The sequence below is a fragment of the Pseudomonas sp. LFM046 genome (genome assembly GCF_000949385.2).
Lineage (GTDB): Bacteria > Pseudomonadota > Gammaproteobacteria > Pseudomonadales > Pseudomonadaceae > Metapseudomonas.
The window spans coordinates 1-12,101 of sequence record NZ_JYKO02000002.1 but is presented as its reverse complement, the minus strand read 5'-3'; the positions used below and the strand labels follow the sequence as shown (position 1 = coordinate 12,101).

Genomic DNA, 12,101 nt, shown 5'->3' with positions numbered 1-12,101 from the left:
CATGAACCGAACCCTGGACCAGGCCGCCGCGGTGCTGGGGCAGAAGCCCCGCGCCTTCCGCCAACGCCTTCGCGCCATCGGAATCCTCACCCAACTGGGCGAGCTGGCGTGTAAGTACCGCGACAAAGGGCACCTCTACATCGATACCCGCCAGCGCTGGAACGCCTCCATCAAGGGCTACAGCTACTACGGCGTAGTGATGGTGACGGAACAGGGTATCGGCTGGCTGGCCAACCAACTCGGCATCACCGTGACCCAATCGAACAAGGACGCAGCGGCATGAAACCGAACCCCATCACCGACGCCATTGGCGTGCTCAAGCTGGCCGACATGCACTTCCACAATCCCACCGCAGTCGGCGCGGAAACCGTTCACGAGGCATCGCTGGAGTGCATCGAGCGCCTCGAAGCCATCGATCCGCGCGCCCTGGAACTGGTGGACCTGTTCCACCGCCTGTTCAAGCTGACGCCCGCAGGCTGGCTGCCTCACGTGACCCTCACCGAGGACCCCGTGCGGCCCTACGGCGCGGTGATCACCGACGAGGCGGGCAACATCGCCGCCCGCGATACCGGCAAGACCATCGAAGGCCTCGTCCACCTCATTCGCGCACGCCTCCCGGTGGGGCGCGGGGAGGCAGCGGCGTGAACCAGACCCTGGAGCAACTCCGCCAGGAATGGCCGTCACCCTGCCCCACCTTGACAGCCATCCGCGAGCGCTACTTCAGCCACATCCGCACGGACAAGCACCTGCTGCGGCTGATCAACAGCGGGAAGGTCGCCCTCAAGGTGAACCGCCTGCACAACTCAGCCCGGGCCAAGCGCGTGGTGTACCTCCATGACCTGGCGGACTACCTCGACGCGCAGGCACTGGCCGAAACCTAGCCCGCCGCCCACGCGGCATAACACCACCCTCACGGGAGTACAGCACGATGAAACCTACCGATATCGCCGATTTCTTCGGCTCATTGAATGCCGGCGTATTCGCCCAGCAAGTCGGCGCCGCCCTGTCCGAAGTCGGCGGCGGCGTGGTCGACCACGGCAAGAAGGGCAAGGTGGTCATCACCCTGGAGCTCAGCCAGATCGGCGAATCCAACCAGGTGAAGATCAACCACAAGCTCGACTACCAGGTGCCCACCAAGCGCGGCAGCCGCCGCGAGGACACCGCCCTCGATACCCCGATGTACGTCACGCCCAAGGGCCTGGAGCTGTTCCAGACCGACCCGACGGCACAGATGTTCAGCCGCGACGACACGCCGGTAACGGCACGCACCTGATCCCCCTCCACGATCTGAAAACCCACAGCACCTGAAGAAGGACGCACCACATGCTCAACAAAGACGCACTGCAATTGATCCTCGACCAAGCCCTGGCCGCCTCCGGCAAGGAACTGGGCACCGATACTCCGGTGGCCCTGGTTCCCCAGAGCACCCAGGTCGTAAACCTCGAGGAATACATGCCCGGCCGCTCGCGCTTCCGTGGCGCGCTGAGCACCGCTTCCCTGGAGGACTTCTGCGGCTACGTCCTGCAGCGCGAAGTTGCCGGCACCCAGGGCTACGTCGACCAGGACGCCATGTCCTGCAAGGTGTTCTTCAACCTGGGCGACCTCGACCACCCCGGCCACGCCGATGACACCGCCAACCTGAAGCTCAAGCCTACCGCCGCCTACAAGACACTGCTGGCCATCGCTGGCTCCACCCTCACCCAGAAAGACCTGGCCGAATGGATGGAGGATTGGGCGCAGTTCCTGACCGCCACCGACGGCGAAGCCTCCATGGGGCTGGTCCAGGCCATTGCAGCGGTCCGCAACATCACCATCAAGGCCGCCTCCGAGCGCACTCACCAGGAGGGCAACTTCAACGCCTCCCGCAGCGCCATGGACCGCATCGAGGCAGAAAGTCAGGACAAGCTGCCGGACGCCCTGCACTTCGCCCTGGTGCCCTACGAGGGCCTTGGCCAGCGCACCTTCACCCTGCGTCTGTCCATCCTCACCGGCGGCGACAAGCCGGCGCTGAAGGCTCGCTGGGCAGGCGAGGAGATCCAGCGCGAAGAGATCGCCCAGGAATTCAAGCGCGTGCTGTCCGACAAGCTCGGTGAGTCCGCGACCCTGTACCTGGGCAGCTTCAACCCCGGCAATTGATGCCACTGCCGCCTGCCTGCCCTCCACATCAGCGGGCAGGCGGCATAACGAAAGGAGACACAGCACATGCAACAGACCACCACCCTCCAGCTGCTCGTCGCACTGCTCGTGATCGTGAACATCGGCTGGACCGTACTCGCCTTCCGCACGGCCCGCAGCGCACGCGCTGCCGGCTACGACGAAGGCCACGAGATCGCCCGCAGTGCAGCCCAGGAACGCATCGGCCTGCTCAACGCGGACCTCTGCAAACTGGCCAACAAGCGCGCGAACGACCAGGCGCGACACCAGCAGGATCGCGAAGAGCTCCTGCAGGACGCCGATCGGCGCATCGCCGCTTACGCCCGCCGCGCCAATCCCTTCACTGAGCAGGACCTGGCCGCGCTGGCCACCACCGTGAAGACCCTGGAGTTGGCCCGCAATACCTTCGCCGGCCTACAGGCCCTGGACAAGCAGGCCGAGGCAGCCAACCAGTTGACCAGCACCCGCGATTTGCACGCCCGCCTGCAGGAAGTGCTGTCGAACCAGAACGCCGAACTGCCCGCTACCCGACACCGGTCGATCAAGGGCACCCCGGCAGCCGTGAGAAGCCACCTGGTCTATGGCCCACAAGGCTGCGGCAAGACCCGCAACGCCCGCGCCATCGCGGACGCCCTCGGCCTGTCTGAGATCCTCGACGACTGGTACCCGGGCACGCCCTTCCCGCCTCTCAATACCCTAGTGCTGACTTACAGCGACGGCCCATTCACCAAATTCGGCAGCCTCGCCCTGAGCTTCGAGAAAGCCATGCAACTGGTCGAAGCCAAGCGCGCAGAGGTGGCAGCATGAAAGCTCTCTGCATCTATCACGGCAATTGCGCTGACGGATTCGGGGCTGCATGGGCTGTGCGTCAGGGTATCGGCGCGGAAAACGTCGAGTTCCTAGCCGGCCGCTACGGCATGCCCGCACCGGACGTGGCCAACCGTGTCGTGGTCATCGTCGACTTCTCGTTCCCCCTGGAAGCGCTCCAGTCGATGGCCCAGCAGGCCCGCTCCGTGCTGGTGATCGACCACCACAAGACAGCCGCCGAGGCCCTGGCCGCGCTGGAGCCAGCGCCCACGGATTACTACGCCTGGGCAGATACCCTGCCCAAGCTCAGCGCCCTGTTCGACATGAACCGCAGCGGCGCTGGGCTCACCTGGGACTTCTTCTTTCCCCACAGCCCACGTCCGCCCCTGATCAACCACATCGAGGACCGTGACCTCTGGCGCTTCGCGCTGGAAGGCACCCGCGAGATTCAGGCCAACCTGTTCAGCTACCCCTACGACTTCGAGGTGTGGGATTCGCTGATGCAGCAGCCAATCGGCGACGCCATCGCCGCCGGGTCCGCCATCGAGCGCAAGCATCACAAAGACGTGGCCGAGTTGGTGGCCGGCAGCAAACGCCGCATGCTCATCGGCGGCCACGACGTCCCCGTAGCGAACCTTCCCTACATCCACTCCAGCGACGCAGGCCACCTGATGGCCCAGGGCGAGCCTTTTGCTGCCTGCTACCAGGACACCACCGACCACCGCTACTTCTCCCTGCGCAGCAGCGGCGATGGCCTGGATGTGGGCGAGATCGCCAAGCAGTACGGCGGCGGTGGCCACCGCAATGCGGCCGGCTTCAAGGTGCCGTTCGACCATGAGCTGGCTGGTTTCCCCACCGCCCGGGTCCTGACCTGCGTCTACTGCAGCCACGAGTACCCGCAGCACATGCCATCGGCTGGCCACCAGGTTCTGACGGACCATATCCGCACTTGCACCAAGCACCCGATGCGCGCTGCCGAGCTGGCGCTTGCGCGGCTGCACTCTGCCCTTGCCGGCCTGGTGGGCGAGTCCACTCCGCAGGGGCTTGCCCAGCTGGAAGCAGGGCTGCAGTTGGTACCGATGCCGGCCGCCGAGAAAGCCCTGATGATCACAGCCATCAGTGCCCTGCGCGACACATCTGGGCTCATTGCCAGCGGCGAGGTGCAGCCATGAGCTGGATCCTCACCAACAGCGGCAAGGTCTTCGACCTGCTGATGCCCACCGGCGAAATGATCGAGCCGGCCGATCTGGCCCACGCACTGGCGCACACCTGCCGCTTCAACGGCCACGTGAAGCACCACTACAGCGTGGCGCAGCACAGCCTGCTGGTTTGCGACCTGGTGGAAACGCCCGAGCTAAAGCTGCAGGCCCTGCTCCACGACGCCACCGAAGCCTACATCGGCGACATGGTGCGCCCACTGAAGGAGCTGATGCCGGAGTACCAGTACGTCGAGCGGCGCATCTGGCTGGCCGTGGCCGAGCGCTTCGACCTCCCCGAGGTACTGGCGCCCGAGGTCAAGCACGCCGACCTGGTGGCCCTGGCCACCGAGAAGCGCGACCTGATGCCAGCCCATCCGGTGGACTGGCCCTGCCTGCACGGCATCACACCGCACGCCGCCCGCATTGCTCAGTGGAGCCCCACGGAGGCCCGCCAGCACTACTTCCACCGCTTGATGGAACTGCTGGCCACCACCCACCGCGCCCGCGCCGCCTGACCCCGGACCGAATTCGAGGATTTGACCATGAATGCACTGAACAAGATCGCCATCCCGACCATCCCTGGCACGCCTTTCGAGGGCGGCTTCTACGTGGCCCGCTACTTCGTCGAGCGCGAAGAGTTCGTCCTGATCGATGCCGGGGCCGCCGGCGAGTTGCGCGGCAGCTGGGGCGAGTACGGCCAGGACGTGGCGACCACCACCAGCGATGGCCTGGCCAACACCCGCGCCATGGCCGAAGCCGGCAGCGAGTTGGCCCGGAAGGCACTGGCCATGGAGCTCAACGGCTTCGGCGACTGGTACCTGCCCAGCCGCCAGGAGCAGGCCCTGCAGTACTTCAGCCTGCTGGACGCCGACGGCTATCAGGCCGAACAGACCAACACCTTCGCCCCGCGCTGGTACTGGAGCAGCACGCAGTACAGCCCGCACTACGCGTGGGTCCAGCACTTCGCTGGTGGCTACCAGAACAGCGGCCACAAGGGCAGCGGCTACCGGGCTCGTGCCGTCCGCAGATTCAAGGTCACCCCTTAACCCCTTCAACCCTTTCCGCCGCGCGCAGCGCGGTCAACACGAATTTTTGAGGACTTGACCATGAACGCACTGACTCACAACGCCCTGCCCACCACCGCCGGCACCCCGTTCGAAGGCGGATTCTATGTCGGCCGCCTCCAGCTCGACGGCGCCGAATACGCCCTGATCGTCTCGCCCAAGGCCCAGGGCGAACTGGACGAAGCCAGCTTGGGCAAGTACGGCGAAAACCTGACCGACGCCCGCAGCTGCAACGACGGCCTGGCCAACACCCAAGCCATGGCCGGGGCCGGCAGCGACCTCGCCCGCTGGATGCTCGCCCTCGACATCAACGGTTTCACCGACTGGTACCTGCCCAGCCGCGACGAACTGGAACTCTGCTACCGCCACCTGAAGCCCACCACCCAGGACAACTGGGCCAGCTTCCGCGACGGCGACAACCCCAGCAGCCTGCCGGTCGGCTACCCCTACACCGCCGAGAGCCCCGCGCAGACCAGCGCCGAAGCCTTCCGCGCCGACGGCGAGCAGGCCTTCGAGCCTACCTGGCATTGGGCGAGTACGCAGTACAGCCCGAGCCACGCGTGGATCCAGGACTTCGATGATGGCACCCAGACCAGCGACCACAAGGGCGACGGCTACCGGGCTCGTGCCGTCCGCAGATTCAAGGTCACCCCTTGATCACTTCATCCCTCTCCGCCGCGCGCAGCGCGGTCGCCGCGAATTTTTGAGGACTTGACCATGAATCTGATCACCATTGAAGTCGGCAGCACCCGTCTGGAAACCCCGAACGCCCTGCTGGCCCGTCAGGTGCTCGAGCAGGCCGCCGGCATCACGGCCGCCCAGAGCGTGATGGGCGAGCTGACCGTGCGCATTTCCCTGGAGCCGCCCGCCATCGGCCAGTACTGGTCCGGCCAGGGCGGCGTGTATGCCGGTCTGGTGCGCGGCGAAGACGGCCAGCCGGATTACCACCTGGTGGTGCCGACTGCCGAGGCCGCCACAGCGAAGGAAATCCCCTGGGGTGCCGCTGGGGAAAGTGAACACGGCGCCACCCATGCCCGCGATGGCCTGGCCAATACCCGTGCACTCTGCGACGCCGAACACGAGCACCCCGCCGCGCAGTGGGCCGCCGGGCTGGAGATCGAGGGACACCGCGACCTCTACCTGCCGTCCCGCTTCGAACTGGCCCTCTGCTACGCCAACGTCCGCGAGCTGTTCGAGGAGCGCTGGCACTGGAGCAGCACGCAGTACAGCCCGGGCACCGCGTGGGTCCAGGGCTTCGGTGATGGCGGCCAGTACGGCGACCGCAAGGGCAGCGACTACCGGGCTCGTGCCGTCCGCAGAGTCGTTAACCCTTAACCCCTTCAACCCTTAACGGGGCGCGGGCGGAGCCCGCGCTTCGGCGAGTTTTTCAGCATGGCCCTACACCACCAACTGCCGATCTACAAACTGGCCAGCGACCTTGCCAGCCTGGCGGCCGACCTCGCCAAGAACATGCCGCGCGACTTCAAGCGGACCCTGGGCGAGAAGGTGCTGATGGAGTGCTTCGAGGTCGTGACCCTGATCTTCAGGGCCAACGTGGCCAGTGGCGCCGACCGCGCCACCCACATCAGCAAGCTGCTGGAGCACCTCCAGGTGATCGAGCTGATGCTGCGCCTGGCCGTCGACAAGCGCCTGATCAGCACCCGGCAATACGCCCGGGCGATCGAGATTACTGACCCGCTGGGTCGGCAAGCCACAGGGTGGAAGAAACATGCCGCAACGTCGCCCGCTGCTTGAGCGTCAAGGCGCTCTTGCCTGCGCGATTTTGAATCTGGTCGTGCCGCTGGCCTACCCGGCCACCGCCATGCGCATCCAGGGGACCACCGGCCCCGTGTCGGACAGGCCCTGCGCAGTTACCCCGCTGATCGGCTCCGGCCTTCGGCGCGGCGACGTAGATCGCACGACTTGGCGCAGTACAGCCCGAACAACGCGTGGATCCAGAACTTCGATGATGGCAACCAGAACAACGACCACAAGGACAACGACTACCGGGCTCGTGCCGTCCGCAGATACACCCGCTGCCGCAGCGGGCCGTGCTGAATTTTCTTTCGAGGCCCTGGTGCAGGCCTACCTGGACTGCCGGCGCAACAAGCGCAGCAGCCGGAGCGCACTGGCCTTCGAGCTCAACCTGGAGCGCAACCTCATGCAACTGCATTCCGAGCTGGTCAACCGCACCTACCAGCCCGGCGCTTCCATCTGCTTCGTGGTCACCCACCCGAAGCCGAGGGAGGTCTGGGCGGCCGACTTCCGCGATCGCATCGTGCATCACCTGCTGTACAACCACATCGGCCCGCGCATCGAGCGCAGCTTCATCGCCGACAGCTGCGCCTGCATTCCTGGACGCGGCACCCTCTATGCTGCCCAGCGCCTGGAGGCCAAGGTCCGCAGCCAAACCCAGAACTGGAGCCGCCCGGCGCACTACCTCAAGTGCGACCTGGCCAACTTCTTCGTCAGCATCGACAAACGCATCCTCGCCGACCAGCTGGTCGCCCGTATCCCGGAACCGGACTGGCAAGCCCTGGCACTGCAGATCCTGCTGCACGACCCACGGGAGAATTACCAGCTGCATAGCCCGGCCCGCCTGCTCAACCGCGTGCCGCAACATAAGCGCCTGAACAGCCAGCCGAGCTATCGCGGCTTGCCGATCGGCAACCTCAGCAGCCAGTTCTTCGCCAACGTCTACCTCGACGCCCTGGACCAGTTCGTCAAGCACCGCCTGGGCGCGCGGCACTACATCCGCTACGTCGACGACTTCGTGCTGCTGCACCAGTCGCCCCAGCAGCTCAATGCCTGGCTGGCCGAGATCGAGGCCTTCCTGCCGGAACGGCTGGGCGTCCGCCTCAACCCGACCAAGACCATCTTGCAGTCCATCGACCGCGGCGTCGACTTCGTCGGTCAAGTGATCAAACCTTGGCGCCGTACCACCCGCCGCCGCACGGTCGAACACGCCCTCCGGCAGGTCGCCAGCGCGCCGACCACCAGCCTGCGGGAAACCGCCAACAGCTACTTCGGCCTACTCACCCAGGCCAGCCACAGCCACACCGACCGCCGGCGCCTGGCCAAGGCCGTGCTGCTGCGTGGCAAGGCGGTGAACGCCGGCATGACCAAGACCTACAAGGGGGCCGCATGACCTCCTTCAACCGTCATCTTCCCCCGGCAACTCAGCAGGCACTGCCGTTCGTCCATGAGTTGTACGTCGACCTCTTCGCGGGTGCCGGCGGCGCAAGTAGCGGCGGCGCCAGGGTCTACCGTGACCCGGACATCGCCATCAACCACAATCCCATCGCCATCGCGGTTCACCGGGCGAATCACAAGAACACCCGGCACTACATCACCGACGTGTTCGAAGTCGATCCGCTGGAAGCTACTGGCGGGCAACCCGTCGGCATCCTCTGGGCATCCCCGGACTGCCGCCACTTCAGCAAGGCCAAGGGCGCCGCACCCCGCAGCCGCCGCGTCCGCTCGTTGGCGTGGGTGGTCGTGCGCTGGGTGCATGCCACCAAGCCGCGCCTGTTCTTCCTGGAGAACGTCGAGGAGTTCCAGGACTGGGGCCCGCTGGATGACAACGGCAAGCCGATCAAGGCGCTGGCCGGCCGCACGTTCAAGGCCTTCATCGCCTGCCTGTCCACCGGCCTCGACCCTGCCCACCCCGACTTGCCCGAGATCCTTGACGCCATCGGTCAGTGGGTACCCAAGGCCGCCCTGGTGCGAGGCCTGGGTGCGAACGTGGAATGGCGCGAGCGCCGGGCGTCCAATGCCGGCGCCCCGACCATCCGCAAGCGCCTCTTCATGGTCGGCCGCACCGACGGGCGGCCGATCATCTGGACCCAACCGAAGCGCCACGAGAAGCCAAAAAAGGGCCAGTTGCCATGGCGCTCGGCCGCCGAATGCATCGACTTCAGCGACCTGGGCAAGTCGATCATCGACGAGCGTCTGGTGGCCAACACCAACCGCCGTGTGGCCAAGGGCTTCTGGCGCCACACCGTCATGAGCGACAACCCGTTCCTTGTCCCGCTCAGCGATGAGGCGCTGGCCGCCGTGAACCTGACGGAGTTCGCCAACGCCAGCACCCAACGCACCTTCAGCGCCCATGACCCGCTCCGCACCCAGGTCGCCCAGGTGAAGGGCGGGCACTTTGCCCTGTCGGCGGCCCACCTCACCCACCTGACGCACCACGGGGACCGCAGCGGCTATCCAGTGACCGAGTCGACCCGGACCATCACGGGCGCGAACCGTGGCGAGCAGGCCTTGGTGACAGCCGCCATGGTCACCCTGCGCAAGGGTTCCGTCGGCAATGCCCTGCCCCAGCCGCTGAACGCCATCACCACCAACTCGGGGCATCACGCGCTGGCCGCCTGCCACTTCGAGCAGGCCAATGGGGGCTTCTACACCGGAGACGGCCGCTCGGCCAACGACCCGACCAGCACCATTTGTGGCAAGAGCAACCAGCGCCTGGCCAGCGCCTACCTGGTGAAGTACTTCAGCACCGGCGACAACACCCGGTCGCTGACCGAACCCAGCAGCACCGCCACGACCAAGGATCGGATGGCCCTGGTGACAGTGGTCCAGGTGCCGGCGCTGAACCTGCCGCCGGAGCTGCTGGAGAAGGCCAGGAAGTGCGCCGCCTTCACGCACAAGTACCTGCCGGAGCACTTCCCTCAGCTGGTCGATCTGGTGCTGCTGGGCGACTACGTGCTGGTGGACTTCACCCTGCGCATGCTCAAGCCGCAGGAGCTGAAGCTCGCCCAGGGCTTCGACCCGGACTACATCATCGACCGCGGACTATTCGAGGACCCGGAGACCGGCGCCCTGGAGTGGAGGGTGATCAAGGTCACCGACCAGATCAAGCTGATCGGCAACAGCGTCTGCCCAGACGAAGCCGAAGACCTCATTGCCGCCAACGCGGCCGACATCATCGACCTGTATCAGAGGATGGCCGCATGAAGCGTCGTAAGCCGTACAACCACCGCGCCAGACTCCAGGCCTACCTCAGAGCCATGCTGCGCACCAACCACGTGGCGGTGGTCGATGCCGAGGTCAGCGAGGTCCAGACGTTGATCAACTGGCAGAGCGCGGCCCTGATCACCTCCAACAGCCGCACTGCCATTGTCGATGCGGTGTGCGATATCCCGCATCAGTGGTGCATCTACCTGGCCGCACTCTGCCGGGACCACACCGGCAAGCGCTACATGAAGGCCGTCGAGGTGGCGCCCCAGGGCGTCTATCTCGCCAAGGACCTAGAACGGGTCATCGAGACCTACAGTGTCGAGTTGCGGGACGGTTGCAACCCCAGGCACCTGCAGGGCATGGCCTGGATCGCGATCCCGGACAGCGTTTCGCTGGAGGAGTCGCAGGCGGATCGCATCTTCGACGCTGTCGGCGCGTGGCCGACCGCCTCGAAATCGGCATAAGGAAGGAGGGAAGAGACGATGAGTGCGGCAGAAGACCTCACACTCGAGCCCGACCGCGACAAGCTCAGCGAGGTGGACATGGCGGCCCGACTGGGCATCACCTTCCGGGCATTGCAGACCCGGCGCCTGAAGGGAAAGATTCCCCATGGCGTCTGGAACAAGATCAACGGCGACGTGATTTACAGCGTTAAAAGGTACGACGCATGGCTCGAAAGCACCTGGATTTGCCCACCGGAGTTGAGTTTGCTGGGCGCGCCATCCGCATCCGCTTCACCTGGCCAGGGGCCAACCCGCCGCGCCGCTGCGAAACCCTCGCCCATCCGCAAACGGCCAAGGGGGTCCAAGCTGCCACCGAGCTACGTGCTGACGTAGTTCGGCTGATCAAGCTCGGCGTGATGACCGATGAGCGGTACGCCGAGCTGTTTCCCAACTCGAGCTACGCCGCGACCAAGCGAGTCCCGACCTTCGGCGAGTACTGCCAGGTCTGGCTGGATAGCCGGGAGGTGGTCAAGGGCACCCGGGACAACTACAAGAGCACCCTGAACCGGCACTGGATGCCCTACCTGGCGCCGGTCCCGGTCACCCAGGTCAGCGCCTTCGACATCCGCCGGATCGCCAACGAGACGTCCTGGGCGTCCCCGACGGCCAAGCGCACGGCGCTGGTTCGCCTTCGGGTGGTGCTGCGCAGCGCCGTGAATGACGGTTACCTGGCCAGGAACCCCGCCCTGCCCGTCGACCTGCCACGCAAGCACAGGCGCACCATCGACCCCTTCACCCAGGAAGAGGCCGACCGGATCATCGCGCATCTATATGGCCAGCTCGGCGGTCGCCGCGTGGAGATCTACGCCGCCTACTTCGAGTTTGCCTTCTACACCGGCATGCGCCCCGGCGAGCAGCGCGCGCTGCTCTGGGGCGAGATCGACGAGCAGCAACGCACCGCCCATGTCTGCCGCATCATCGCCGACGGCGGGGTGGTCGAGCGGGTGAAGAACAAGAAGCGCCGCAAGGTGCTCCTGAACGACCGCGCTTGGCATGCCCTGGAGCGGGCCAAGGCGATCCGCGAGCGTCTAAAGGTCGACACCGAACACGTCTTCCCGCCGGCCCAGGGCAAGGCCTGGATGGGCGAGGACGCGCCCAACGATTACCTGGTGCCGGCCATGAAGGCGCTGGGCATCCGCAAGCGGCGGCAGTACGATACGCGCCACACCTATGCGACGATGCTGCTGATGGCCGGTGCGAACCTCGCGTTCATCGCCAACCAGCTGGGGCACACCGTTGAAGTCCTGCTGAGCACTTACGCCGAATGGATCAATTCGCCATCGGACTGGTCTGAGCTGGCGAAGCTGCAAACGCACGCAAATGGTACGAAATTGGTACAGGACGAAACGGAAGTCGATTTAATCCGTTTTAAATCAAGCACATACGAAAAAGCGCCGGGAACATCCTGC

Annotated in this window: 16 protein-coding genes; all 16 read left to right on the top strand. The window is 65.7% G+C overall.

Translation table 11 applies throughout. From position 1 onward, the window contains the following. Position 1 precedes the first annotated feature (1 nt). Positions 2 to 283 carry a hypothetical protein gene (locus TQ98_RS27295; protein WP_044871996.1) on the top strand — a complete coding sequence of 94 codons (282 nt, stop codon included), beginning with the start codon at positions 2 to 4 and terminating at the stop codon, positions 281 to 283. Next, entirely contained in the window at positions 280 to 645 is a 366-nt protein-coding gene (locus TQ98_RS27290) for a hypothetical protein (RefSeq protein WP_044871997.1), read from the top strand. The genes TQ98_RS27295 and TQ98_RS27290 overlap by 4 nt, the downstream gene beginning before the upstream one ends. After that, positions 642 to 881: a pyocin activator PrtN family protein gene (locus tag TQ98_RS27285; protein ID WP_044871998.1), complete on the top strand. Its 240-nt coding sequence runs from the start codon at positions 642 to 644 to the stop codon at positions 879 to 881. Before TQ98_RS27290 ends, TQ98_RS27285 begins: the two co-directional genes overlap by 4 nt. Before the next feature lie 47 nt (positions 882 to 928). After that, a complete protein-coding gene (locus tag TQ98_RS27280) occupies positions 929 to 1,273 on the top strand; it encodes a hypothetical protein (RefSeq protein ID WP_044871999.1) in 345 nt (114 codons plus the stop codon). A gap of 50 nt (positions 1,274 to 1,323) precedes the next feature. Then, a complete protein-coding gene (locus tag TQ98_RS27275) occupies positions 1,324 to 2,136 on the top strand; it encodes a DUF2303 family protein (RefSeq protein ID WP_044872000.1) in 813 nt (270 codons plus the stop codon). Between the two features lie 66 nt (positions 2,137 to 2,202). Next, positions 2,203 to 2,961 (top strand): hypothetical protein, encoded by a 759-nt coding sequence (locus TQ98_RS28225; RefSeq protein ID WP_242443252.1) that lies wholly within the window; start codon positions 2,203 to 2,205, stop codon positions 2,959 to 2,961. Continuing rightward, complete coding sequence (locus tag TQ98_RS27265; protein ID WP_146036045.1) at positions 2,958 to 4,133, top strand: DHHA1 domain-containing protein; 1,176 nt, start codon at positions 2,958 to 2,960, stop codon at positions 4,131 to 4,133. Before TQ98_RS28225 ends, TQ98_RS27265 begins: the two co-directional genes overlap by 4 nt. Further along, positions 4,130 to 4,675 (top strand): phosphohydrolase, encoded by a 546-nt coding sequence (locus TQ98_RS27260; protein WP_044872001.1) that lies wholly within the window; start codon positions 4,130 to 4,132, stop codon positions 4,673 to 4,675. The genes TQ98_RS27265 and TQ98_RS27260 overlap by 4 nt, the downstream gene beginning before the upstream one ends. 27 nt (positions 4,676 to 4,702) lie before the next feature. Next, positions 4,703 to 5,206, top strand: a complete 504-nt coding sequence (locus TQ98_RS27255) for a DUF1566 domain-containing protein (RefSeq protein WP_044872002.1) — start codon at positions 4,703 to 4,705, stop codon at positions 5,204 to 5,206. A 60-nt stretch (positions 5,207 to 5,266) separates the two neighbouring features. Further along, entirely contained in the window at positions 5,267 to 5,881 is a 615-nt protein-coding gene (locus TQ98_RS27250) for a DUF1566 domain-containing protein (protein WP_044872003.1), read from the top strand. Positions 5,882 to 5,941: 60 nt separating this feature from the next. Next, a complete protein-coding gene (locus TQ98_RS27245) occupies positions 5,942 to 6,559 on the top strand; it encodes a DUF1566 domain-containing protein (protein ID WP_044872004.1) in 618 nt (205 codons plus the stop codon). Positions 6,560 to 6,616: 57 nt separating this feature from the next. Further along, positions 6,617 to 6,979, top strand: coding sequence for a four helix bundle protein (locus TQ98_RS27240; RefSeq protein WP_044872005.1), 363 nt, complete (start codon positions 6,617 to 6,619; stop codon positions 6,977 to 6,979). A 322-nt stretch (positions 6,980 to 7,301) separates the two neighbouring features. Then, positions 7,302 to 8,372 carry an RNA-directed DNA polymerase gene (locus tag TQ98_RS27235; protein ID WP_044872006.1) on the top strand — a complete coding sequence of 357 codons (1,071 nt, stop codon included), beginning with the start codon at positions 7,302 to 7,304 and terminating at the stop codon, positions 8,370 to 8,372. Continuing rightward, a complete protein-coding gene (locus tag TQ98_RS27230; protein WP_044872007.1) occupies positions 8,369 to 10,186 on the top strand; it encodes a DNA cytosine methyltransferase in 1,818 nt (605 codons plus the stop codon). Before TQ98_RS27235 ends, TQ98_RS27230 begins: the two co-directional genes overlap by 4 nt. Next, positions 10,183 to 10,653 carry a hypothetical protein gene (locus tag TQ98_RS27225; protein WP_044872008.1) on the top strand — a complete coding sequence of 157 codons (471 nt, stop codon included), beginning with the start codon at positions 10,183 to 10,185 and terminating at the stop codon, positions 10,651 to 10,653. The genes TQ98_RS27230 and TQ98_RS27225 overlap by 4 nt, the downstream gene beginning before the upstream one ends. Positions 10,654 to 10,856: 203 nt before the next feature. Then, the coding region (locus TQ98_RS27220) for a site-specific integrase (protein WP_103103183.1) at positions 10,857 to 12,101 on the top strand (1,245 nt) is incomplete at its 3' end.

Coding starts and splice junctions, on each gene's coding strand:
- TQ98_RS27290 (WP_044871997.1), top strand. CDS start 280: ATGAAACCGAACCCCATCACCGACGCCATTGGCGTGCTCAAGCTGGCC.
- TQ98_RS27245 (WP_044872004.1), top strand. CDS start 5,942: ATGAATCTGATCACCATTGAAGTCGGCAGCACCCGTCTGGAAACCCCG.
- TQ98_RS27295 (WP_044871996.1), top strand. CDS start 2: ATGAACCGAACCCTGGACCAGGCCGCCGCGGTGCTGGGGCAGAAGCCC.
- TQ98_RS28225 (WP_242443252.1), top strand. CDS start 2,203: ATGCAACAGACCACCACCCTCCAGCTGCTCGTCGCACTGCTCGTGATC.
- TQ98_RS27230 (WP_044872007.1), top strand. CDS start 8,369: ATGACCTCCTTCAACCGTCATCTTCCCCCGGCAACTCAGCAGGCACTG.
- TQ98_RS27225 (WP_044872008.1), top strand. CDS start 10,183: ATGAAGCGTCGTAAGCCGTACAACCACCGCGCCAGACTCCAGGCCTAC.
- TQ98_RS27240 (WP_044872005.1), top strand. CDS start 6,617: ATGGCCCTACACCACCAACTGCCGATCTACAAACTGGCCAGCGACCTT.
- TQ98_RS27265 (WP_146036045.1), top strand. CDS start 2,958: ATGAAAGCTCTCTGCATCTATCACGGCAATTGCGCTGACGGATTCGGG.
- TQ98_RS27255 (WP_044872002.1), top strand. CDS start 4,703: ATGAATGCACTGAACAAGATCGCCATCCCGACCATCCCTGGCACGCCT.
- TQ98_RS27250 (WP_044872003.1), top strand. CDS start 5,267: ATGAACGCACTGACTCACAACGCCCTGCCCACCACCGCCGGCACCCCG.
- TQ98_RS27280 (WP_044871999.1), top strand. CDS start 929: ATGAAACCTACCGATATCGCCGATTTCTTCGGCTCATTGAATGCCGGC.
- TQ98_RS27275 (WP_044872000.1), top strand. CDS start 1,324: ATGCTCAACAAAGACGCACTGCAATTGATCCTCGACCAAGCCCTGGCC.
- TQ98_RS27260 (WP_044872001.1), top strand. CDS start 4,130: ATGAGCTGGATCCTCACCAACAGCGGCAAGGTCTTCGACCTGCTGATG.